This window comes from Chroococcidiopsis sp. SAG 2025 (assembly GCF_032860985.1).
GTDB lineage: Bacteria > Cyanobacteriota > Cyanobacteriia > Cyanobacteriales > Chroococcidiopsidaceae > Chroococcidiopsis.
The window spans coordinates 5,231,269-5,255,517 of the sequence record NZ_JAOCNC010000001.1 but is presented as its reverse complement, the minus strand read 5'-3'; the positions used below and the strand labels follow the sequence as shown (position 1 = coordinate 5,255,517).

Annotated in this window: 19 protein-coding genes and 3 pseudogenes; 11 read left to right on the top strand and 11 right to left on the bottom strand. The window is 42.5% G+C overall.

The window, feature by feature from the left end:
* Positions 1–167: 167 nt before the first annotated feature.
* Positions 168–1,230: pseudogene (locus N4J56_RS25865) on the bottom strand (IS630 family transposase).
* A gap of 59 nt (positions 1,231–1,289) precedes the next feature.
* A complete protein-coding gene (locus N4J56_RS25860) occupies positions 1,290–1,469 on the bottom strand; it encodes a hypothetical protein (RefSeq protein ID WP_317109048.1) in 180 nt (59 codons plus the stop codon).
* An 868-nt stretch (positions 1,470–2,337) separates the two neighbouring features.
* On the opposite strand from N4J56_RS25860, the pseudogene N4J56_RS41290 reads away from it, so the two are divergent.
* The 3 genes and pseudogenes from N4J56_RS41290 to N4J56_RS25840 all read left to right on the top strand — a co-directional run bounded on the left by N4J56_RS41290 (position 2,338) and on the right by N4J56_RS25840 (position 6,491).
* Positions 2,338–3,936, top strand: a pseudogene (locus tag N4J56_RS41290) (helix-turn-helix domain-containing protein).
* A 317-nt stretch (positions 3,937–4,253) separates the two neighbouring features.
* On the top strand, positions 4,254–6,023 hold the full coding sequence (locus tag N4J56_RS25845) for a S8 family peptidase (RefSeq protein ID WP_317109045.1): 1,770 nt from the start codon (positions 4,254–4,256) through the stop codon (positions 6,021–6,023).
* Between the two features lie 243 nt (positions 6,024–6,266).
* Positions 6,267–6,491, top strand: coding sequence for a DUF5818 domain-containing protein (locus N4J56_RS25840; protein WP_317109044.1), 225 nt, complete (start codon positions 6,267–6,269; stop codon positions 6,489–6,491).
* A gap of 59 nt (positions 6,492–6,550) precedes the next feature.
* Here the strand turns inward: N4J56_RS25840 and N4J56_RS25835 are convergent, their stop codons facing one another.
* A complete protein-coding gene (locus N4J56_RS25835; RefSeq protein ID WP_015156495.1) occupies positions 6,551–6,862 on the bottom strand; it encodes a hypothetical protein in 312 nt (103 codons plus the stop codon).
* A gap of 363 nt (positions 6,863–7,225) precedes the next feature.
* Here N4J56_RS25835 and N4J56_RS25830 point away from each other — a divergent pair, with 363 nt between their 5' ends.
* Both N4J56_RS25830 and N4J56_RS25825 read left to right on the top strand, forming a co-directional pair.
* Positions 7,226–9,022 carry a PAS domain S-box protein gene (locus tag N4J56_RS25830; protein ID WP_317109043.1) on the top strand — a complete coding sequence of 599 codons (1,797 nt, stop codon included), beginning with the start codon at positions 7,226–7,228 and terminating at the stop codon, positions 9,020–9,022.
* Between the two features lie 17 nt (positions 9,023–9,039).
* Positions 9,040–10,718, top strand: a pseudogene (locus tag N4J56_RS25825) (response regulator).
* A gap of 39 nt (positions 10,719–10,757) precedes the next feature.
* On the opposite strand, the gene N4J56_RS25815 reads toward N4J56_RS25825, so the two are convergent.
* The 4 genes from N4J56_RS25815 to N4J56_RS25800 all read right to left on the bottom strand — a co-directional run bounded on the left by N4J56_RS25815 (position 10,758) and on the right by N4J56_RS25800 (position 14,124).
* Positions 10,758–12,302, bottom strand: a complete 1,545-nt coding sequence (locus tag N4J56_RS25815; protein ID WP_317109041.1) for an aminotransferase class I/II-fold pyridoxal phosphate-dependent enzyme — start codon at positions 12,300–12,302, stop codon at positions 10,758–10,760.
* A 187-nt stretch (positions 12,303–12,489) separates the two neighbouring features.
* The gene (locus N4J56_RS25810) at positions 12,490–12,783 is read right to left on the bottom strand and encodes an NIL domain-containing protein (protein ID WP_317109040.1); all 294 of its coding nucleotides are present in this window, start codon (positions 12,781–12,783) and stop codon (positions 12,490–12,492) included.
* A 431-nt stretch (positions 12,784–13,214) separates the two neighbouring features.
* Positions 13,215–13,748, bottom strand: coding sequence for a 2'-5' RNA ligase family protein (locus N4J56_RS25805; RefSeq protein ID WP_317109039.1), 534 nt, complete (start codon positions 13,746–13,748; stop codon positions 13,215–13,217).
* Positions 13,749–13,803: 55 nt separating this feature from the next.
* Positions 13,804–14,124, bottom strand: a complete 321-nt coding sequence (locus N4J56_RS25800) for a carbon dioxide-concentrating mechanism protein CcmK (protein WP_317110709.1) — start codon at positions 14,122–14,124, stop codon at positions 13,804–13,806.
* A gap of 290 nt (positions 14,125–14,414) precedes the next feature.
* Here N4J56_RS25800 and N4J56_RS25795 point away from each other — a divergent pair, with 290 nt between their 5' ends.
* Positions 14,415–17,666 carry a tetratricopeptide repeat protein gene (locus tag N4J56_RS25795; protein WP_317109038.1) on the top strand — a complete coding sequence of 1,084 codons (3,252 nt, stop codon included), beginning with the start codon at positions 14,415–14,417 and terminating at the stop codon, positions 17,664–17,666.
* Positions 17,667–17,949: 283 nt separating this feature from the next.
* Here N4J56_RS25795 and N4J56_RS25790 read toward each other — a convergent pair whose 3' ends face one another.
* The 3 genes from N4J56_RS25790 to N4J56_RS25780 are packed head-to-tail and all read right to left on the bottom strand — an operon-like array spanning position 17,950 to position 18,938.
* On the bottom strand, positions 17,950–18,138 hold the full coding sequence (locus N4J56_RS25790) for a CPXCG motif-containing cysteine-rich protein (protein ID WP_317109037.1): 189 nt from the start codon (positions 18,136–18,138) through the stop codon (positions 17,950–17,952).
* Between the two features lie 51 nt (positions 18,139–18,189).
* A complete protein-coding gene (locus tag N4J56_RS25785; protein WP_317109036.1) occupies positions 18,190–18,624 on the bottom strand; it encodes a type II toxin-antitoxin system VapC family toxin in 435 nt (144 codons plus the stop codon).
* Complete coding sequence (locus N4J56_RS25780; protein ID WP_317109035.1) at positions 18,621–18,938, bottom strand: hypothetical protein; 318 nt, start codon at positions 18,936–18,938, stop codon at positions 18,621–18,623. Before N4J56_RS25780 ends, N4J56_RS25785 begins: the two co-directional genes overlap by 4 nt.
* Positions 18,939–19,703: 765 nt before the next feature.
* Between N4J56_RS25780 and N4J56_RS25775 the strand changes: the two genes are divergently transcribed.
* The 5 genes from N4J56_RS25775 (at position 19,704) to N4J56_RS25755 (ending at position 21,934) form a co-directional block, all read left to right on the top strand.
* Positions 19,704–20,012: a helix-turn-helix transcriptional regulator gene (locus N4J56_RS25775; protein ID WP_317109034.1), complete on the top strand. Its 309-nt coding sequence runs from the start codon at positions 19,704–19,706 to the stop codon at positions 20,010–20,012.
* Entirely contained in the window at positions 19,999–20,892 is an 894-nt protein-coding gene (locus N4J56_RS25770; RefSeq protein ID WP_317109033.1) for a reverse transcriptase family protein, read from the top strand. Before N4J56_RS25775 ends, N4J56_RS25770 begins: the two co-directional genes overlap by 14 nt.
* Positions 20,893–20,962: 70 nt before the next feature.
* The gene (locus N4J56_RS25765) at positions 20,963–21,172 is read left to right on the top strand and encodes a 2-oxoisovalerate dehydrogenase E1 subunit beta (protein WP_317109032.1); all 210 of its coding nucleotides are present in this window, start codon (positions 20,963–20,965) and stop codon (positions 21,170–21,172) included.
* A 70-nt stretch (positions 21,173–21,242) separates the two neighbouring features.
* Positions 21,243–21,578: a DUF433 domain-containing protein gene (locus tag N4J56_RS25760; RefSeq protein WP_317109031.1), complete on the top strand. Its 336-nt coding sequence runs from the start codon at positions 21,243–21,245 to the stop codon at positions 21,576–21,578.
* Entirely contained in the window at positions 21,575–21,934 is a 360-nt protein-coding gene (locus tag N4J56_RS25755) for a DUF5615 family PIN-like protein (protein WP_317109030.1), read from the top strand. The genes N4J56_RS25760 and N4J56_RS25755 overlap by 4 nt, the downstream gene beginning before the upstream one ends.
* Before the next feature lie 9 nt (positions 21,935–21,943).
* On the opposite strand, the gene N4J56_RS25750 is transcribed toward N4J56_RS25755, so the two are convergent.
* Positions 21,944–24,211 carry an FdhF/YdeP family oxidoreductase gene (locus N4J56_RS25750; protein ID WP_317109029.1) on the bottom strand — a complete coding sequence of 756 codons (2,268 nt, stop codon included), beginning with the start codon at positions 24,209–24,211 and terminating at the stop codon, positions 21,944–21,946.
* Positions 24,212–24,249: the final 38 nt, after the last annotated feature.

Sequence of the window (24,249 nt, the reverse complement as noted above, 5' to 3'; positions counted from 1 at the left end):
TCCTCTGAATGAGCATTTTGCTGCCACAGTCTTTCTAAGATTTCAATTTGTCTGTTCAACACAGCAGCACGATAGATCGCATACCTGTCATACACGGCAATTCCTAAACCAAGAATGATGGGGGTAAAAAGCACGAACTCTAGTAAGATATGGATGAATATAAGTAGCTAGGCAGATTTAAACATAAAACGTTCCAGTGTCCATCCCCCTTGTTGACTTCGATTCTCCATGCCCTCAATCATGGCATTCGCTAAATCATACTCGTTATCAAAAATCCTTCCGGCTATTTCATGGGTTTTGAGTTGATGCCACTGCGCTTCAATCAGATTCATATGTGAACTGTATTGGGGGAGAAAAAAGAGATATAGCCCTTTCGACTGCCACTGCTGCCAGTGCTCACGGGCAAGATGACTGGTATGAGCCGAACCATTATCTTGCACCACGACTGTGAGCCGTCCGGTTTGTAGCAATGTCTGCTCACTCTTTTGGGCAAGGAGCGTTCATCACTTTAACATAGCGTTCCTTGTGGAAACTGCCTTGTACCAGAGCATAGTCAAACGACTGCTCTGGTTGCCATATCCCTAGAATACTAATGCGGTCTCCATAGGATTTGACCTGCTCTTCGGTGTTTCTGCTCTCCAATGCGAGAGTAACTATAACTGACTGGACTTTCCAGACAACATCCCGATTCGTCAAGATACTTCAGGTCAATGTACCCTTCACAGGCAGCTAGTTGGAGTGTGTCTAAGTCGGCTTGCTTGAGTGCTTTGTACTCAGGATCTTGTCTGCCCCGTTGCGAGTGTCGAGTCCGCTTCCAACTAAAGCCCTTTTTTTTAGAATGCGGCGAATCCGGTCAGCACTTAGGTTTACCTGTCGTTCTTGCTCTAGCTTCTGGGCTAGCTGTTGACTATTATAGGTTCTGGCTTCTTGCTCTAGGCATTGTTCTAGGTAGGCCATGTCTGCTTCTTGCCATTTGGCTTTAGCTCCTCGTCCACTAGCATCCCATAATCCACCTAACCCTTGCTGCTGCCAACGGCGGATGGTTTCGCGCACTGTCTGCTCTTGGCACTCAAAAATTTCGGCAATCGCTGGCACTACCCATCCTTGAGCATTGAGTCGAAGCATTTGTGCTCGATCTCGGGTACGTTGAGCAACGGTTTTGGCAACCCGAAGTTCACTCAACGTCCGGTCTTCTGACTCTGTCAAAACGATACGTAAAGGAGCAGGCATGAGTGGTCAAAATCAGCAAGTTTTTGGCTTTTCTCTATCTTACGTTTAATTATGCCCTACTACTTATTTTCCCTATTGGTAGTTAATTGCTGGCTATTTGCAACCGCATATAGTAAATGCTGAGTTGCCACAAAATCGAGATGGTGCTGCCAGATCGCACTCATGACCGCTAAAGCTGGAGAAAGCACTATTAATGTCAATAAACAAACTGTCAGAACGTTAAAGATTTTAAGTTTCATCTCAGTATGAATTAACTAGGTAGCGATTGTGTGGTAAAAATGTGCCTTCGCTGTTTGTCTTGTTGTAGATAAACAGTCTTATATCAGCTACCTCATTTCTAAGGGTTCGTTTGCCCAAGATCGAAATTATTAAATTAATTAAGTTTGTACTCAATCAGTCAAATTCTTAAGCAATCAGAGATTAAAAGTTTTTTGAAGGTGGGGGTACTAGTATTTGTTGGCTGGGGTATGAGTATTTACAGGTAGGGGTACTAGTGTTTTTGTACTCGAAACTCAGTAAGTGTAGCCCACCTATGATGAACCTAAAGAAGTTAAATAAGTGTAGGGTGGACGTTGCCACCCTACAGTGAAATTAGAGTAGCAGTATACAAATTGAAAGAAAAATCTGTGTGAGAGGATACAAAAAGTAAATTATCCAACTTTTTTAAGGCAAAAACTCAGGCATTTCTAACAATATTTTTTTGATTTAAAAGAAATTGAAAGTCAAGCATTCCTAACAATGATTTTTTAGTTTATAACTCATGCCTAGCTGACTAGAAAAGTTTTCTTCAATCTTATGTTTTTATTTTCTGTGGTTCTTGTTTCCTACCTTTATATACCCTGATATAGTTACTTAAGCAGCCAATTTTTACGCTAGCTACTCAATGATTTCGCTAAAATATTAAGACTTTATTTAATGGCTCAAAGCGAACAAAAAAATCTGAACTTGCAGATTAAATATATTTACTATAAATAATTCGTAAGAGTATAGCTTCGAGAAAAACTCTTGAATGGCGAGGAGTTCAAATCTTAGTAGAGAAAATTTTCGGCGATCGCGTATTCATAGCACTCAGTAAAGCTAGCATCTTTTGACAAACCGCACAATACCATGCCTTACGCCATTACTAAGCACTGCATTCGTTGTGACAACTGCCTGCCTCAGTGTCCTACAGGTGCGATCAAAATTATAGAGGGTGAGTATTGGATCGATCCCAGCTTGTGTCATGGCTGCCAGGACTCCCTTGCACCACAGTGTGTAGACTCTTGCCCTGTCAACTCTCCGGTTCCTTGGCAAGCGAAGAAAGGTAGATGCAAGATTGATGTTAGAACCGTACCTAGCCTCGATCTTTTTCCCGACGGTAAAAGCCATCCTTTTGCTTCCGCGATCGCTAGTTGGGAATTGTGTAATGTTCTAGCACAGCGACACTCTCTTACTTGGGAAATCGATGCTGCGGGAGAGTTGTACTATCAGCGGCAAATTCATGGAGGTAAGGGTGCGATCGCCTTCCGAATTACAGACAGCTTAGATTTGGAAACGCCAGTTGCGCTTAAAGGCGATCGAGCATTATCTGCGATCGAGACATTTGATATTAGATCTGCCTGCTTGCACTTAATCTACGCCGCTCATGTGACAAGCTTAGAGCGTCCTTGGGAAGAGGAATTCATTATCAATGACCGACAGATTGAGGAATACTTGGGACTGGACAAGCGCAAAGACCTGAGCAAACTGACTAAACTCGCTCTCATTAAAGAACTTGCCCAACAACCATGCAAGCTAATTGCTTGTATCGAGCTGCCCCAACAAGGAAAGATTAAGGGAATTCGGCTGGAAAAAAGTCGTTTGTGGCATTTACTGGACACTCAACATCACTTTCAAGAAGACGATTTGGGATGCAAACATCTGGTTGGGTTGACTTTCAAAATTAAAATCGGTCAGTGGGCGCAGCATTTTCTGAATCGGCAAGGTTGCAAAGAACGGACTGCATTCTATCAGTACGGTACTTTACCCAAAGCCCTACTCAGCGCCGTGATGAGTATTTGGCAGCAGCATGAGGGTGCAGCGCGGATGATGCTGTAGTTGCTATTTAAAACCAAAATGGGTAAAGAGCAGCGCGTTACGGTTCCCACTCTCATGGGAGTAGCCTACGGCGAACGAAAACTGAGCCAGATATCTTTGCAACCGGAGAATCGCCAACGTCTATTAAGAATATTTGAAAGCGATTTAGAGGTACTCGATCGCTACGGACTCAAGCCTGTATTCGATCCTGTGACCTATCCACCAGAGATTCAACCTTTGTGGGCTAAGTTAGTCGATATTCCAGAAGATGCGGAAGCTGCATTAGAATTTTGGATTGATGATGGTAGCAATAGCACTCGATTGACCGATGCTGCCCCTCGTGGTAAGTGGAATCGATTAATGAATGCTCGGATTTTACATTTTGAACTGCCTCCAGAGTGGGAACAACAACTCGCGAAATCTAAGAAGAAGCAACGAACGACGAACCGCAAAACTAGGTCAAAATCGCAAGTAGCCCTTTCTACTGAATATATTATTGAGGCAAGAAAAAAACTGGGATTGAGCCAAAGAGATTTAGCACAGCTAACGGGTAAAAGCCAGAGCTGGATTCGCGATATTGAAAATGGACGTTTTCAAGCTAAGTTAGAAGATCGGATATTATTGCAAAAAGCGCTAGGGATGAATGCTTGACTTGAATTATGGGTCTCTGCGCTTGTTGAAATGGTAATTCCTGCTAGTTTGAAGCGGTCGATCGCCTGACCCTGCGATCGCTGAAAGTCTGCAAACTGCCCTCAAGCAACTAAAGTTGTAATGGGATTTAGAGAATTAATAGTGAGTGGATAGTAACGCATTGGTTAGCGGAACTTTTTTTCTAGTCGCCAGCCACAAGTCACCGATAACTGATAACTGATAACTGTAAGAATTCTGCAACATTTGTTTGTAGGACGATCGCATGAGTTATCTTGTAGATTAAGCTACTGCCGCTTCAGTACAGATGGATTGCAGGTATGAAAAAGTTTATTTTACTGTGTTTGTTTATTGGCGGGCTGTGGTTTGCTCTGTCAAGCTTTCAAGGGTTGGCAGCTAAAGGCGAATATCAGTCCATTGTGCTAGATTTTCGGGAAAATGTGCCAAATACGGAGATCGAAGCTAAATTAAACGCGATCGCGCAGCAATACAAAGTCAAGCCTCGGCTCAATAGTGAGTTTTCCGCAGCAGATAATGTATATGTCGTGGAAGGCGATCGCCAGACTCTTACTAGCCTGAGAAACTCCAAAATCGCTAAATATACCGAATATATCGAACCTAACTACATTTACCGTGCCTATGAGGTTCCCAACGACCCCCAATACGGTCAGCAATGGAACATGCGTAGTATTAGCATTGAGTCGGCATGGGATGAAACCAAAGGTAGCGGCGTAACCGTTGCTGTGATTGACACGGGCATTAGTCAAGTTCCAGACCTGAAAAATACCAAATTCGTCGAAGGCTACGACTTTGTAAATGATAAAGTTGCAGCAGATGACGACAACGGGCATGGGACTCACGTAGCAGGTACGGTAGCGCAATCAACCAACAACAATTATGGTGTCGCAGGTGTGGCTTATGAAGCCACGCTCATGCCCCTGAAAGTCTTAAGTGCAGGTGGTACGGGTACGACCTCCGATATTGCCGAAGCCATCCGCTTTGCTGCTGACAACGGCGCAGGCGTAATTAATATGAGCTTAGGTGGTGGTGGTGAAAGCGAAATGATGAAAGAAGCGATCGCCTATGCCCATCAAAAAGGTGTCGTAGTCGTCGCCGCTGCTGGCAATGCCAATAGCAACGCTGCCGAGTACCCCGCCCGCTATCCTCACGTAATTGGAGTTTCGGCGATCGATTCAGCAGGAGAAAAAGCCCCCTACTCTAACTTTGGTGCAGGAATCGATCTTTCTGCTCCTGGTGGCAGTAGTTCCGGCAAAATCGTCCAAGAAACTATCGATCCAGATACGGAAGAACCAGTATTTGCCGGATTCCAAGGAACCAGCATGGCATCTCCCCACGTTGCCGGAGTCGCCGCCTTAGTTAAAGCTGCTGGGATACAAGACCCAGATGAAATAGAAAGCATTCTGCAAAAGTCCGCCAGAGTCGTGCAAGATGACGGACTCAACTACTACGGTGCGGGACATTTAGATGCATCCGCCGCCGTGAAACTTGCCGTGCGCGGACAAATTACCTTCAAAGACTTCTTCCGCTGGCTGCGGGATAACGGCTACCTCAACCCCCGTTTCTGGATTGATGGTGGTGCAGTGGCGTTATTACCTAAAGTCCTGATGGTACTCGGTTCTTACCTCTTGGCTTGGTTCTTGCGGGTTTACTTCCCCTTTACCTGGAGTTGGTCGCTGTCATGGGGGTTAGTTACAGGCAGTTCGGGTTTATTCTTCCTCAAAGGCTTTTATATCTTCGACCTACCTCAATGGCCCTTCCGCTTGCTGGGCAGTTCCATTCCCGAACTCGGTAGCGCCATTCAGGGATACTCTGAGTTAAACCCCTTCTTTGCCAGCGTAGTGATTCCCTTCGTGTTAATCGTGTTACTGCTGGGAAATCCGAGTTGGAAGAAATTTGCTGTCGGTACGGCTTTAGGTGTCGCTAGCTGCTTGTTAATCAGTGCCTTTATCGCACCCGATCTAGGCTGGTTGGGAAGTGGGGCGATCGCTCGGACTTTTCTGATTGGTAATGCTTTAGCCTGTTATGGGATCGCTTGGTTGGCAATGAAAGGTGAAGGGCAAATAGCGTAATCGTAAGTCGTAGGGGCGGTTTTTTTGAGCATACTTGTTCTAAAACAAATAGCTCTTCGATTAAACCCGCCCGTACAGTAGTTATCAGTTATCAGTGTAGAGACGTTACATGTAACGTCTTTACATCTCTCGACCCCCCTTACTCCAAAGGGGGGATTTTTTGTGGTTGATTTCCTGGTTTCCCTAGCCCTGTAGCCCCCAGCTCCTAAGATAGGAGTAATAACACGACACAGACTAACTTGTATGAGTATTAATGTTACAGGGACGATCGAGCGGCGCGATATTGGTACTGGGGCTTGGGCTTTGGTTACAGATGACGGCACGACATATGAGATTCCTAGAGGGACTGCAAAGGAATTACTGAAGGACGGACAAAAAGTGAAAGTTGCTGGAGAGGTAAAAGAAGATGTGATGAGCCTAGCGATGATCGGTCCCGTCTTAGAGGTAAAATCGTTTGAAATTGTCTGAAAGAGAATTATGGTAGAGTGCGTTATTTAACGCACCCTACGAATTTTGGCTTTCCTGCATTAGTTAGCAGACACGACTTCTTGCAAGCGCGTTCTAAACTCCCCTTTGGGATGACCCCCTTTCACTTCGCCAACAATTTTGAAGTCGCCTTCTGGCGTATCGCAAATAATATAAGTGGGCCATCCCATTTCGGCTTTATCTGGATATTGAGTTAATAAAATCTTGCGATACTTGCGATAAGTTGTAGTATCTTGCATTTTGACATCGATAAATTCTAACCCTAATTCTTCACTGACTTTGCGATCGTAGAAAGACATTTTATGGCAAATTCCACAGTCTTCAGACGAAAATTTAATCACTGCTAATGCCATGACTTGCAACCTCCGATAGTTAAATAGTTAAAAAGTTTCTCAAATCGTATCGATCGGACTTAAACTATATCAAGTTTACTAGCAATCGACATTTATAGAATTGCGATCGCCTTGGACATAAAAGCGGCTGCATAAAAACTACAGATGCGATCGCAACATAGCTTTTAAATCCAGTACAATTACTGAGTTACGTTTATCACAAGAGTAAACGCTCGTGCAAGCGGGGAAGCACGGGGACGCAGATGAAGGTTTGCTGTTATTACTAAGCGACTTCAGAGAATTTACGGACAAAATCAAGTCGAGAAACAGATATGCTTATGATCTGGAGCCGATCTAATGGTTTTATGGAAAAACTTCTGAGCAGTGGTTAAGCGTAAATCTCTATTTTGGCGTTACGGTGTAGCAGTGTTGACAGTGGCGATCGCCTTAGTTGTCACGCTCTTTCTCTCTACCCTAATCCATAAAGAAAGCCCATTTATGCTGTTTTTCATTGCGATTTTGGTCAGCGCCTGGTGTGGTGGGATGGGAGCGGGATTAGCAGCAACAGCACTCGCAGCAATCTTATGCAACTATTTTTTCCTCCCTCCTCAATACGTGCTATCCACCCCGAGTTGGGAGCAAGGCTTGCGGCTGACGATTTTCGTTCTCGAAGCTATTTGCATCTGTACTGCTATTACTATCCTCAACTCTGCTAGAGTGCGAGCGCAACAGAGTCAAGTAGCGGCGTTACATTGCCAAGCAACTTTACTCCAAAGTGAAGAACGTTTCCGTTTGCTGGTTGAGGGAGTGAAAGATTATGCAATTTTCATGCTCGATGCTGATGGAATAGTTGCCAGTTGGAATGCAGGAGCGGCAAGAATTACAGGTTATAAAGCTAGAGAAGCGATCGGGCAACACTGCTCTCGATTTTACACCTATGCCGACATAGAAAGCGGTATTCCGCAACAGGAATTACAAACAGCGATCGCGCAAGAGCGATTGGAAACGGAAGGCTGGCGGATACGACGAGACGGCTCTAAGTTTTGGGCGAATGTCGTTACGACAGTTCTCAAAGATAGTGGCGGACAAATTCAAGGTTTTTCCCAAGTCGTGCGCGATGTTAGCGATCGCCAACGTAGTGAAGAGTTGCTCCGCCAGAGTCAAGAGCGGTTGCATTTGATTTTAGAAGCATCGCAGATAGGAATTTGGGACTGGAATTTGCACACGCGCGAACTTAGGTGGTCTCTGCAACAAGAGGCTTTATTCGATCTTGCACCTGGGACGTTTGCAGGTACTTACGAAGCTGTTCTCGATCGGATTTATCCAGAAGATCGTGCTTCGTTCAGCGAAGCTATTACCCGCGCGCTGGAAAGAACGGGAGAATTTGAGCAAGAATTTCGCATTCTTAGTGCTGATGGTAATATTCGTTGGTTGGCGGGACAAGGCAAAGTTTTTTATGATGATGCCGATCGAGCAATGTGGATGACTGGAATTAATCGCAACATTTCCGAGCAGAAGCAAGCAGTAGCACGCATTCAAGCTGTAGAACAAGAAAAAAATTTTTTATTGAAAGAAGTTCATCATCGCGTTAAAAATAACCTACAAATTATTTCTAGTTTGCTTAGTTTGCAAACAAACTACGTAAGCGATCGCCAAACGCTAGAAATTCTAAAATCAGGTGAGACTCGGATCTTTTCTATGGCTCTGGTTCACGATCTCTTGTATCGCTCTCAATCTCAGAATTTCGTTCAAATTAATTTAGCTGATTATATTGAAACACTAGTTAATAATTTATATAGTACATATGACACTACTAACCTCAGTTGCAAGCGAGTTACTTTAAAACTTGAAACAGAACCAATTTGGGTAAGTATAGATATTGCTATTCCTTGCGGTTTAATTATTAATGAACTCACAACAAATGCAATGAAACATGCTTTTTTAGAGAAACAATTTGGGCAAATTTGTATTACAGTTCAATCTCAAAAGCCTCAAACTCATAATTATGTCATTCTCAAAGTCAGCGATGATGGAATTGGATTATCACTAGAACTTGATTGGCAAAATACTAAATCTTTAGGACTGCAAATAGTCAATATATTAACCAACCAGCTAAAAGGAAACATTGAATTAACTAAAAAAGATTTTGGTACGGAATTCATAGTGAGATTTTCGATCTAGACTGAGTTTACAAAAGAATGAATATTCCAGCAAAAATATTGGTGGTTGAGGACGAAGGGATCGTTGCTAAAGATATAGAAAATCGGCTACAGAAGTTTGGTTACCATGTCTGTAAAACTGTCGCAACTGGAGAAGAAGCGATCGCACAAGTTAGCGAACTCAAACCAGACTTAGTACTCGTAGATATTCGCTTGCAAGGAGATATGGACGGCATAGCGGTAGCTCAAGTTTTGCATCATAATTTCGAGCTTCCTGTGGTCTATCTAACTGCAAATTCCGACGAAAACATTGTCAATAGAGCGTTGGCAACACAACCCTTTGGTTTTATTATTAAACCTTTTAGAGAGCAGGAACTAAAAACAACAATCGAGATTACGCTAAATAAATATTTAATAGAGCAAAAGCTCAAACAAAATAAATACTGGTTGAGAACTGTATTAAAAAGTATTAATAATGGCGTAATTGCTAGCGATACAGAAGGGAAAATTACTTTTATGAATCCAATTGCAGAAGCTCTTACTGGTTGGAATCGACAAGATGCCTGCGGTAAAGAAGCAACAGAAGTTGTCAAAATTATCCCGACACAAACTAGATCGGAACACCCAATTCAACAAGCTTTACAGAAAGGAATAACAGTCGAGATTTCAGAGCGATCGCAACTGATTGATAAAAATGGTTTAGAAATACCCATTGACGACTGCATTGCGCCAATTAAAGACGATCGAGGAAACATTGTAGGCACGATGTTAGTTTTTCAGGATATTAGCGAACGACAGCAGGTCGAAGCTATGCACCAAAAACAAATCGAGCAAGAACAGATGTTGGTGCAAATGGAGAAGATGCACGAACTCAAAGATGATTTTTTAAGCACTGTTTCTCATGAGTTACGTACGCCGATTGCCAATATGAAAATGGCAATTCAAATGTTAAAAACTTCTCCTAGTAGTGAAAAAAGACAGCGATATTTAGAAATTTTGCAAGCAGAATGCAATCGAGAAGCTGAGTTAATTACCGAATTACTCGATCTGCAAAGATTAGAAACAGCATCTTATCCTATCCTCGTACAAGAAGCGGTTAACTTACAAGAATGGCTACCTCAAATTATAGAGCCTTTTCTGATTCGCGCCCAAGAAAATCAACAATTACTAGAAATTCGGCTCGATCCCAATTTATCGCAAATCTTGACAGACCGCGCCAGTTTGGAGCGAGCGATCGCCGAACTAGCCAACAATGCCTGTAAATATACTCCAGCAGGGGGGATGATAGTCGTTAGTGTCAGTTGTCAGGGAGCAGGGAGCAGGGAGCAGGGAGTAGGGGGAAAGAGAACTGAGGGAGCTAAAGAAGAGCAGCTCAGGAACAGAGGAGCAGAGGAGCAGAGGAACAGAGGAGAACGCACCACGCACCACGTAATTACCAGTTACCAAACACCAATTATCAACTACCCGCTACACGGACGATCTTTACCGTCCGCAACCAAGCAGAAATTCCCGCAGCAGAATTACCGAAGATTTTTGAAAAATTTTATCGCATTCACAACAGCGATCGCTGGAAACAAGGGGGTACGGGATTAGGATTAACTTTAGTACAAAAATTGGTAGAACACCTTCAAGGAACGCTTCAGGTAGAAAGTCAGGAAGGGTGGACTACATTTACTATGGAATTACCTGATGAGCAGGGAGTAGGGAGCAGGGAGTAGGGAGTAGGGAGCAGTTAATTCTGACTTACGACTTACAACTTACTTCTTGACTACCTTTAACTGAGTGAGACTCGGATTGGTGCATCCGGTAATGTATCCATCACTGGCTTGAATCTGTTGTAGGTATTCCAATGCTTCTGAGGTGATGATTTCTCCTGGCATCAAAATAGGAATCCCTGGAGGATAAGGACAGATAAGTTCTGCGCTGATGCGATCGCGTGTCTGATGAAATGGTAGTGTTTCTGTTGGAGCAAAGAAAGCCTCACGCGGTGTGAGTGGGGAGTCGGGAGTCGTACGGGCGGGTTTTGACCAAAAACTAAAGGCTTTGGCTGTCAAACTGTTTGCTAAACCCACCCGTACAGGAGTAGAAAAGTTTTGAATTTTGAATTTTGAATTTTGACTTACCTGTGTAGATCTTTCAGCCAGAACAGCAAAACCTGCTACTAGTCGCTCGATATCTGCTACTGTGTTGCCCAAAGAAATAATAAATGTGAGGTTCTGTAAAGATGGTAATTCGGCTGTAACGCCTAATTCTTGATGCAAGATTTCATCCGCCTCAAATCCCGCGATCCCCAAACCGGAGACAGTGACGGTAAGTCTCGTCTTGTCAAGTGCAACAAAGCCTGAGCTTTTTGCTGGCAGCTGTAAAACTGAAAGATCGGGAATTTGACTAATCCGGTTTCTGGCTTCATCCGCTAAACGCAAAGTTTTCGCCATCAGTTCTTCTCCGTATAATGCCATTTGTTGCCGCGCGGCATCTAGGGAGGCTAGAAGTAAATAGCTGGGACTGGTAGATTGTAATAGTTGCAAAGATTTATTCAGGCGATCGCGATCTATTCTATTGCCGCTAACGTGTAGCATTGAGGCTTGAGTCAATGCCCCTAATACCTTATGAGTTGACTGTATGCTTAAATCTGCTCCAGATGCTAAGGCAGGGGTAGGTAATTCGGAATGAAAGGCAAAGTGGGAACCGTGCGCCTCGTCAACTAATAAAGGAATATTATGTCGATGTACTACAGCAGCGATCGCACTTAGATCGCCACATACACCATAATATGTCGGATATATCATCAACACCGCTTTGGCATCGGGATGTTCAGCTAAGGCTGCGGCTACTGCTTCAGGAGTGATGCTGTGAGCGATATCCAGCACCGGATCGTATGCAGGAGCAATGAAAATAGGGACAGCACCAGAGAGAATTAGACCTGCGATCGCTGAATTATGCACGTTACGCGGCAGAATAATCTTATCTCCTACCCCACAAGTTGCTAAAATTGCTGCCTCTACACCACAAGTAGAACCGTTGACTAAAAACCAGGTTTTTTCCGCTCCAAATGCGACTGCGGCTAACTCTTGCGCTTCCTGAATGATTCCTTGGGGTGCAAATAGGTTATCTAACTCCGGCAATTCTGGTAAGTCAGCACTAAATATGGCTTTACCAAAATAATTCACTAGCTGCTGGGTGATTCCTTCTCCCCGTTTATGTCCTGGGGTATAGAAAGGAGCATGATTGATTCGAGTTGCACATTGCCAAAGAGCTTCCAGAATTGGAGTTTTGGCTTGAGAGATGATGTCAAATTCCATCAGGCATACACTAGCAGCGTCAAGACGATCGTATAACAATACGCATGTCTACCTGCACGCGCGATCGCCCCACTAAAATCGTACTTTTATTTGTACGGGCGGGTTTTGGTTAGAGATCTTCGTTAGTTATTAAGGATTCTAACTAAACCCGCCCCTACGAATTTTTCACTTTTGACTTTTGACTTGCTTACCAGCCGTCTTCTTCTGGCGTAGACTGTCCCCAAATTTCTAAATCCAAGTCGTTCAAATAGGTTATCGCATTGCCAATTTGAGGTTTTGTCCCATGAAGTTCTAAGTCGAACCAACCATCATCGCGTCCATTCGCACTCAGCAAAGCCGCCAAAATATTGACAGTAATTCCACACTGGGAAGTGAGGCGAGAAATAACTGGTTCGCCATGCAAGCCTTTCGGTATGCGAATCTTGAGCCGAGTTTGAGTTGGTCTATGCGTACCTAATTCCACATCGCTTTGAATCGCCATAGTTATCTCCAATAAAGGTTAAGTTTTTACATCTGAAGAGCGCAGTTCTACTAGTTAAACCCTTAATCTACGGTTAAGCTATCAAGATAATGTACTTAATAGTTATGAGTGGTATTTTATCGACTGCAAGGCAAAAAAGCAATTAAAGGAAAAGTAAATAATTATTACAGGTGCTTGAATTTTGCTCAGTTAAACTGTGTCCAGTTCGAGTGTAGATTTAGTAATTGGTAATTGTTAGCTGGTAGTTAGTTACGCTTCGGTGCAACTTTCTCTTGTTCCCCCCTTTTCTCAAGGGGGGTTAGGGGGGATCTCTTGATGAGTAGCACAGTTTTTCGATCCCCCAACCCCCTTAAAAAGGGGGCTAAGAAAAAAGGCGCACATGGGGTTATTTGGTAATCAGTAATTTGCCACGCACCACTCACTACTCACTCTCAACTGATAACTGGTAACTGATAACTGATAACCGATTTAATATTTTCAATATCTTCTCGCGTTTGTGCTGTATCTGGAGTCAGCAATACTTGAATTTCATCGAAAAAAACTTCGGTTCTTGGTAGAGAAATGGTTGCAGCTATTGATTGTTTTACATCTGCATCGAGATGTTTGTACATCAAGCTGAGATGGGGATTGAGGGTAAAATCGGTAGGGGACTGGGAGTGATTCCGAATTGACTCTGTAATCTGACTTAAGATTTTACTGGGATGAAATTGGACGAAAAGAGTTTTCGTAAATCGATCTGTATATAAGACGCGATTGCACTGTAAACTAAAAGCGTTAATTCCTCGAATTGCCTGCTCTAAAATTTCAGTTAGAGATGCATCATCTGCAAATTCTCCCCAGTAAATTGTAACGTGGGGAGTGAAGGAGAAAGCAGCGTAATTTTCGGCAAGGCGATCGATAACTTCCTGCAAGAAGATTCTATCGGCGGCGGCGGGAATTAACCAAAATGCTACTTTTTGTCCCATAAATCTTCCTGTCCCCCTTGTTTCTTCTTCCCCTGCTCCCTACTCCCTGCTCCCTCTAAACTGACAAAGGTGGGGGAAAGCAAATATCGTGCTGAAATTGAGCTACATCTTCCGTGCGGTGAATTGGTAAGATATACTCTAAATTTTCGTGAGGACGAGCAATAATGTGATGGGAAAGGATCTCGCCGCCATTAACCCGCGATACAGCCGTTAAGCCAGCCGTAATAGCTACATTCACCTCAGAGACAGCGCCTCTGATGATAACAGTAATGCGACCGAGATCGGTGTTTTCATATGCAACAAGTGTCACCAGCGCCGCTTTACACATCGCATCCCCAGCTTCCACAGCAGCAGGAACGCCCGCAGTCTCAATCATGCCGATCGCTAATGTTGCCACTTTATCAGTTGTCAGTTATCAGTGAGCAGTTACCACACACTACATCCTACACTCTTTCCCGACTCCCGACTTCTTTGTACGGGCGGGTGCGCGCAAATAGTTTGAGACTCAAAGCCAGAAATTTTTGGTCAAAACCCGCCCCGACGACAATCCTGTACGGGCGGGTTTAGCCCGGAGTTTGAGACTCAAAGCCAGAAAATTTTGCTCAAAACCCGCCCCGACGACTCCCAACTCCCCATTCGAGAGATACTTAACTAGGAACGATATATTTGGATATAGCTGTCCCTCTCAAACAGACAAAGGAAGTACTGATGGAACGCAAGCATTCAGAAGTCTTGACACTGGTATCCCGTAGTGGAAAGGTTCTCTCTACTTTCCTGCTGTCTGTAGGTATTGCAAGTGCTGGAGTTGCTAGCGCTAATAAGCCCATTCTTGCCCAAACAGCTACCCAAAGCATTAGCCAAGAAAGACAGGTGGCGCAGTTACAGCCAGGTACACAACAAAGTCCAATTCAACAAACTCCAGTCCAACAGCAAGTTCAAGCAGAAGCAAATCGCATATTTAGCCAGACGTTAACGATTTTTAACATTCTGCTTGCCGTCCTAGTACTCATTTTAGCTTTGGCGATCGCAACTCTGTTCTTGCTACGGCGATCGGTAGTGCGCGAGGTAGCCGATTTGGTTGCAGCACGTATTAAAGAGGTAGGAGAGTTAGAAAGTAAGCTGAATACTGCTAACCAAGAAGTGAAAAAGCTGTTGCGTGCAGCCCAAGGTATCGCTGAGGATATGGATAATGAGGCAGATACTTTACACCAAGAAATTAATGCCAAAAGAAATAATCTCTCTCAGTTAATCTCTGAAGTCTATCAAACTAAAAATCAAGTTTTATCGGATCTGGCAACTCAAGTTAATACTTCTAAACAAGCATTAGAAAATTTAGAAAATCAGTTCTCTACACAACTGACAGATTTGCATTTAGGAGCGCAAAAACATAGGGATTTAATTTTACGTAACTTAGAGCAATTAGGAGCTGATTTTTCACCTCAATTGATGGAATTGCAAGCGGACGTACAAGCACAAAAAGATGCGATCGTGCAGAACTTGAAGCGATCGGAGCAAGACTTTATCCAACAATTAAATGATATCCAAGGTACGACTCAAAAGCAACGAGAAGCTATTCTGGGTAACTTAGAACAATTAGCAGTTGCTTTTACTCACCAACTCTCAGAATTTCAAATTGATGTGCAAGGACAAAAAGATGTTGCATTACAACAATTTGAACAGACGAAAACAAATTTTGATACTCAAGTTTTAGCATTACAAGCAGATGCGCAAGCACAAAAATCTCTGACGTTACAAGAATTCGAGCAAGTGAAATCGGAGTTTGATGGTGAGTTGTCGGTAATACAAGCAGAAATAGAAAAGCGTAAGGATACTGTTTTAGGACAATTCGTACAAGCAAAAACAGATTTTGACACTCAAGTTAATGCCTTCAATGCCGATATTGTCGAGCAAAAAGATAGTTCTCTACAAAACTTCAGGCAAGTAGAAGGTACATTTATTACTCAACTGTTTGAACTGGAAAAACAGGCGGCAAATCAGAAAGATTTAACAATCCGCAATTTAGAAAGACTGAGTGCGGATTTTGCGCCTCAACTAGCGGCATTGCAAGCAGAGGTACAGGGACAAAAAGACGGTATTTTGAGGAAATTACAACAGTCGGAAACAGCATTTGTGGCGCGGCTCAATGAGTTACAACAGCAGTCACAAACTCAAAGAAATTTATTAGTAGAAAACTTAGAGAGATTGAGTCTAGAGTTTGCACCCAAGCTAGCAGAAATGGAAGCAGACGTGCGGGAACAGAGAGGTACAATTTTGCAAAATCTGAGCAGATCGGAAACAGATGTTGTGAAACAGCTATCGGCACTGCGAGCAAATATTCAAAAGCAACGAGAAGTTGTAGTTAAAGGCTTAAAACAAGCGGAGGCAGATTATAAGCAACAATTGAATGTCATTCAAACAGAGGCGCAAGCAGAAAGAAGCACAATTTTACAAAACCTCAGATTGCTGCAATCTGAATTTGCGCCACAACTAGCTGAAATTAAAACTGAAACAGCAGGGAAGTTTCAAGAACAAAATGATTTGGCACTAGAAAGTATAGCAAAGTTGCGACAAGCGATCGCTGCTCAAATTTCTGCATCTGGGACAAAATTGCAAACGGAAATCGAGCAAGCAATTCAAAACCTCAAAACGCGAGAAGTTGAGTATGAGTCTGAGGTAGAAAATACTCAGTCTGAAATTAAGTCTCAACAAGATCGGACAATTCAAAGCATAGCAGAACTGGAAACCGAAGCAAGAAATAAACTTTCGGGAATTCAGTCAGAAATTCAAACTCGTAAAGACAGAACGCTACAAGCAATCGATAAATTAGAAACCACGCTGTCTAGTTTCTTGAAAGATTTGCAATCGGAGGCAACAACTCACAAAGAGTTGATTTTGCATAACTTAGCAGAGGTTGCTCCCAAAGCGATCGCAGAAGCGGCATTTGCCGAAATGACAGAAAAACTAGAGGAATTGACAGCGCAAATCGAACGCCTGAAATCGAATCAACCGCACCTATTCCTTAACCCGGAAGATTGCGTGAATCAAGGTAATACTTTATTTGCTGAAGGTAGATACGAAGCTGCTGTTGTCGCCTACAATCGGGCTTTAGAATTGAAACCCGATAACCCCGATGTATGGTATCAACTAGGAATGGCACATGGGGAATTACAACAATATGAAAAAGCGATCGCGGCATACGATAAAGTCTTGGAAGTTCGTCCTAACAATCCCGAAACTTGGTATCAACGGGGTTTGGCATTGAAAGAATTAAAACGCTACGAAGGTGCATTTGCAGCGTTTAATAAAGTCCTCAAAGTCGAACCAAACGATGAGAAAGCCTGGTTTCAACGAGGTATCGTGCTGGGAAGAGCGAACAAACTGGCTGAAGCGATCGCAGCTTATGACAAAGCAGTAGAAATTAACCCACAATACTATCAAGCTTGGATCGATCGCGGTGTTGCTTTAGGAAAACTACAACGCCATGAAGAAGCGTTTCAATCATTTGACAAAGCCGTACAAATTAAACCCGATAGTGCGGTAGCGTGGTTGAATCGGGGAATGGCATTAGAGGTATTGGAAAGATATGAAGACGCGATCGCATCTTACGATAAGGCGATCGAATTTAATCCCGACTCCTTCAAAGCCTGGAATTCTAGAGGATATCTCCTCGTACAACTAGAACGCGATGCAGAAGCATTAACGAGTTTCGATCGCGCTCTACAAATTAAATCCGATTATTCCAATGCTTATTACAATAGAGCCGCTTGTTATGCTTTGCAAGGACAAGCCGAATCCGCCTTAGAAAACTTGCAGCAAGCAATCAAACTCAATCCCAGCCACCGCGAAGAAGCACAAGCCGATCCCGATTTTGAGGCGTTAATTAACGATCGGCGCTTTCAGCAAGAAATTGGGGGATAAAAGTGAAAAAGACTTTACTACTAAGCTTGAGTTTTAGTCTGGGGTTGTTATTTTGATCGTCCCATATTTCAACACCCTCCCTATCAACTACAGCAACAGAAACTATTCGCTACCAAAGGCACGCTCTATCATCCAGCATAGTTCATACCTTGTCCATTTCAACTCAATGGTGGGAGTTCCTCAGCTCTTTACTACCAGGGCAAAACTTTTTCTGGTAAAATAGATGCTAACGGCAAACAAATTCAGCGTCCAGTTAAATCAGTTTTATTAGTAAAAAATAAGTTTAACTTTCAGGTTCGCTACTAATTTCTATTTCTAAATTGTCCTCGTCAATATAAATATAAAGTACGTTAGGCTGACAGCAAACTTGGCAGTCTTCCACATAAGATTGCTGCATTCCCCCACTAATATCGACAAACGTGGAATTAGATTCGCCACAATAAGCACAGAGATATTCAGATGTATTTTGCATATGCGATCGCTCGTCACTCTAGTATAGTATAGCGATCGCTCTACTAAAATTTTACTTAGGAACTTGTACGAGATTGGCGATCGCATTTCCGAGGCGAGTAAAATGATTTGGATTCAATGTTAGGAGAATGTTTACATGTGCTTTCAAGGCAGCTTGAGCAATCAAAGCATCAAAAATGCCACCACCTGGAACATTTATGGCTACCATTTGGGCGATCGCTGCTAGATATTCATCGGAAAGTAAAGGAACTATCTCAAGATATTGTGAAACATCTGCGATCGCACTTTGAGCTTGATGAGGAGTAATACGAGGCTGAACTGGAAGACGAGTCATAACAGAATATATTTCTGCCAGACTGTGAGTTGAAACAAAACCTAGAACTTGCCTAGATTCTGCTGCTTTTAATCGAGCAAAGCAAGCGGGATGCTGAGGATGACTGACAAGTATTGCAGCAACCAAAACAGAAGTATCAAACAAAACTCTCACAAATCTATCTGTTCCCGAATGCGTTCTTCTCGCAATTCATCAATCGCGGCATTGAGATCGAAATTTTTTGGTAGCTCGACATCTAGAACTAAAATACCTTCTTTACGATAGGCTTTTGGCTGCTGGGGTGATTCTCCACTTATTGCTTCAGAGTCTTGTAGATCGTTGTTCTTTTGGGCAGCTTGACGATCTAAAGCATTAATCTTATCTGCAACTGCTATCAAAATAAACTCTTCAGCTGAGATTCCTTGACGGCTTGCCCATTTTTCAACTTCTTGTTGCAGTCGGGGCGAGAAATTCATACTAATACGCACACTTGGTATTCCTAGTTCTAGGATACTACTGGTTATACTTTATCTGTTATCGATAGTGGCGATCGCTCTACTTCCCCAATAAAGATAGCAGATACAACTGTCGGCTTATGCTGTCCAGTCCTCAACATACAAATCTACAATTTGTCCGAAGTCTGAAAGATTACGGGTTAATAGCGTAGCATTGTTAGCGATCGTAGTAAATTTATCGCAATATTCGCTGATAGCGAACAAAGTTCTCAAAATTTATGCTATATTGCATTTTAGTTGGTTCAAGGAGATATTCCCCTGTTCGTTGGATCGCTTCTGCGATCTGAGGAAGGTAAGTCTGCTTATCTTCTACATCATTCGTTAGTAACTCTATAGTCCTACATCAGCGACAGCAAAAGTAGGCGACAGGGAAAACACGAGTAGGCGCAGCTAGGGGAATAGCTGCGCGGTGTAAGGGGTTTTGGTTAAAACTGCCGTTCTCCTGTTTCGTTTGGGGGACGCTCCTTTACGGTTTTGTAAGGAGTGCAAACGAACATCAATATAGGAGATCGAAATGATTAACTATTCAACCAACAAACGGTAGGAGCAGTCCAAAAAGCGTGAAAGGAAGCGATGGCTGAAATGGCTTCGCAATCCTCAAGTGCTTCGTCTATTATTCCAACTCGGTATAGTAATTTTCAATATATTGAAGCAGCTATTTGAGACTTGGCAAGAGTAAGACTAGATTGCTAACCTCCTCCTACATATTTCTAGAACCCTCTATCTAAGGAGGTAAAGATGCTAAATGAAGCTCTAAGGTTGATGAGGATATTCCATGATTTATCGCAAAAGGAGTTAGCGGAAAAACTAGGAATATCCAAATCATATCTTTCAGAAATTGAAACAGGAAAAAAAACTCCTACAATCGATCTTCTTAATCGCTATTCCAAGAGTTTCGATATACCTGTATCCTCAATTATGTTTTTTTCAGAAAACTTAACCACTACCACTAGAACAGAGAAGTTAAGAACATTTGTATCTTCAAAAATTCTGACAATACTCAATTTCATTGCTGAAAGGTCTGGTTCTTCTTATGTTGAAGAGTAAATTCAAGCAATATCATCTTAACCAGTCACCTTTCTATTGCTTACAGTCTAAAAAAAAGCTAGCAAATCTGTTAGAAATCAGTTTAACAAAGCTCAAAAAACTAGCTCAATCGGAAAAGCTCTACATAGAACAAGATAAAGTCGATCTGAAAAGAGGTAAAGTTCGTCATATAGAAGAGCCAAGACCTGAGCTAAAACGGGTTCAAAAACGAATTGAACAACTTTTGATACGAATAAAGCTACCGAACTTCATACATGCTCCAGCTAAACATCGCTCTTACGTTAGCAACGCACAAAGTCATGCGAACAGTGTAGTAGTTAGGAGTCTTGATATTAAAGATTACTTTTCTTCTACACCGTCGGGACGCATTTATTGGTTCTTTCACCAGCGGATGAAATGCTCTCCAGATGTTGCCAATCTTTTAACTAGACTTTTAACTTTTAAAAATTGCTTACCAACTGGTAGTCCATCAAGCCCTTTACTTTCATATTTTGGACATATAGATATGTGGGATACTCTTGATAAGATTGCTAAGGAAGCAAATTGCATTCTAACTGTCTATATGGATGATATAACAATATCGGGCGAGAGTATATCAGATAAACTAATATGGCAGATTAAAACTCAATTTTATCGCTATGGTTTACGTGATAATAAGAATAAAGAAAAGCGTTATGCTGGAAAAGGTGTGAGTAAGATTACTGGAATTATACTCAAAAATGGTAAATTAAAGTTACCAAACAAACAACATCTCAAAATGCATCAAATCCGCAAACAAATTCTTAGAGAAATCGAGCCGATTAAACAGAGAAAGCTATGTCAGTCTTTGAAAGGCTTAGAATCGCAAGCACAGCAAATTGCAAGAGCAAATGCTGAATAGATTCAATCATCAATAACAAGCAAAATTGCACATAATTAAATCAAGCAAATTTTATAACTACTCATATAAAATGACTGAAATTGTTTTTTTAGTTGAAGACGATCCCGAAGGTGGCTACACTGCTATAGCGTTGGGCGAGTCTATTTTTACTCAAGCAGATGACATAAAAGCCCTACGAGAGATGGTACGCGATGCAGTTCATTGCCATTTTCCTGACTGTCTTAAAATCACTTGCTTGCATATTGTTAAAGATTACGTTGTTATCTCACGAAACTGGTAAGAGAAAGGAGTTAAACTCTACAAATAGATTATAATTGCAATAATGGCGATTCGCTACGTAGGTTCTCTCAATGCTACTAGAAGATTATTTTGAGTTTCTCAATCCAGACGATATCCGTATTAAAGGACACCGTATTGGTATTGATAATGTAATTGAATATTATCTACAAGGATGTACGCCAGAAGCTATTCAGGAACACTTTCCTACCCTAGATTTAGAGCAGATTTACGCCACAATTACATACTACCTACACAATAAAATTGAAGTAGATGCTTACCTAAAACGGCTGAATGCTTGGCGAGAAGATCGCTACCAGCAATCTCTTATCCAAAAACCTGCGCCTGTTGTGGCAAGAATCAGAGTATTAAAAGCTCAGAGGGAAAAAGAACGGGCAGGGCATTCGTGAAAATTCGGTTTCTATTGGATGAAAATTTATCGAAGCAAATTAAATTCGCAGTTTTACGGCTCAATCCATCGGTAGACATTTTAGGTGTAGGCGAGCCAAACGCACCTGATTTTGGAACTCTCGATCCAGAAATTTTGATTTATGTTGAGACATCGCAACGACTTTTAATCACTGACAATCGTAAGTCGATGCCAGAGCATTTAGAGGCTCACTGGGCAGTAGGTAGAACAATATGGGGGTTGTTTTGGGTACGTCCTCAAACTTCAATTGGAAAGTTAGCAGACAATATATATTTATTTTGGGAAACCAGCGAGGCTGAGGAGTGGATTAACGTTGTAGATTGGATTCCGTTTTAATCGGCATCGCTAAGCATACACAAAAATAGGCACTCGCTTAAAGGCTGGAATTCCACATTTGGGATCGATCCTTGCCTTGAAAATAGCATTGACTTCGGGATAAAACATGAAAGCAGTTCCTTGTCGCACGGAACCAAAAATAATCTCGACATTTTCCATTTTGCCTGCATCACACTGCACCGTGACGCGCTGATGCTCTTGCAATCCTGCTGTTTCGGCATCAGCTGAATGCATTAAAATACAATTTCGGTGCGGCATTCCCCGATAGCGATCGCCTTCTTTGTACACTACAGTATTATGTTGTGAATAACTGCGTCCAGTCATCAAAATTAAGCTAATTCCGCGAGTAGATTCACAGATACCAAAATCTTGCGGTTGTGGTGCGTGCAGTTGGGGTAAAAGCGTAACAAACATTTTGGCTTTACCCGACGGGGTGGCAAATTTAGGTTGTTTAAAGATGCGTCCGCCAATAGTAAATTCTTCTTTAGTTTCGTCAATAGTTGCCATTTGCTCGAAACCAGGGATGGTTTGAGCAATTAATTGACGCACGTATTTTGTATCTTGAAGTTTGCGCCATTGAATCGGATCTTCCCCGTGAAGTCGATGGGCTAATTCCGTGATAAATTCGACTTCTGAAATTAAATCTCCGTCTTTAATATGGGTATTACCTTCATCGTTGAGCCGGACAAAATTATTACCAGATTCAGTCGTTGTTTTATGCGGATTTTCAAATCTATTAAATACTGGAACGATAATTGTATTTTTCTTAGCTAAGCCGTGAAAATGTCCTAAATTTGGTTTTGTTGCGAGGTAGATAATGGTTTCAATATTACCTAATGCCCGCTTAGCTTGGGTTAAATCTGGGTTAGCAGCATATAAATTACCACCAACACAAATTAACGAATCTACCTCACCCGCATCCGCAGCGTCGATTAAATTACGGGCGCGATAGCCTGGATTGCGATTGAGCGATCGCCCTAACAATTTTTCTAAAGTTTGTTGAATTTCTGGCTTCAATTTTGCCGTGACACCCATCGAGCCAAACCCTTGTACGTTAGAGTGTCCGCGAATCGGCATCGTGCCAGCACCGTCTTTACCTGCATTGCCTGTGATTAAGGCTGTATTGGCGATCGCATAGACGTTATCTACCCCATTTTCGTGTTGTGTCGCCCCCATTGCCCAAGCAAATACTACACCTTTTGCAGTCCCGATAATGCGGGCTGCTGCTGCAATTTCTGCTTTGGAAATGCCGCAAGTAGCTACAATAGTTTCCCATTCAGTAGAAATAGCATAATCTACCACAGCTTCCCAATTTTCAGTGCGCTCGCGCAGATAATCAATTTGAATGGAATTTTGTTCGATTAATGCTTTTTGAATCCCCACAAATAAAGCAACATCACTACCAGGAATCAACTGAAGATAGAGTGAAGAAATATCCGATCCGGTGAAGAGAGATTTAAGCGGGTATGCAGGTGAGGCGAATTTAACTAACCCAACTTCTACAACTGGATTGACCACAATAACTTTACCACCGCGATCGCGTAGTTGAATTAATTCGTTCATCAAACGCGGGTGGTTTGCAGGCGCATTCGAGCCAATTAACACTACACAGTCTGCCTTCTTCAGACTATCTAAACTTACCATTGAAGTACCAGAACCAAACATCTCCTTCAAACCTACGGTAGAAGGAACGTGGCATAAATCGGAGCAATCCGCTAAATGGTTCGATCCCAAAGCCCGGATCGTTAATTGCAACAAAAATGCCGCTTCGTTAGACGATCGCCCCGAACTATAGGACGCAACTCGTTCTGGAGGGTGGCGAAAAGCTGTTTCGGCAATTTGATAAATCTCTTCCCAAGAAATGCGTTCGTAATGAGACTTACCTTCACGTAAAATGACAGGAAAGCTGAGACGACCAAGACGATCTGCTTCTAAAGACGACAGCTGCTGGAGTTCGGTAATCGTGTGGCGATCGAAAAAATGCTTTTCTACTGGGGGCTGGAGTTCGGCAGAAATAGCCTCTACACTCTTCATGCAGCGTTGTAGCGGTTCGTCTAGTTCGTTGTGAAACCCGCCTTTTTGTCCGCCCGTTCCCCAAGCACAAGATAGGCAAGAGCTTTTATGTAATAGAGTTTGCCACAGTTTCGGACCCTCTGGAGACAACGTATGTTCTGCCCAATACTGGATGACAGGTAATCCACCACCCATTTCTGGAGTGTTGTGGTTTTTGCCGTTATGGGCTGAATGGGATTGTTCCTGTTTTGTCTCTGCATCCATACGGTTCTCTCCTAGCACGGCTTCAGTGCATCCTATCT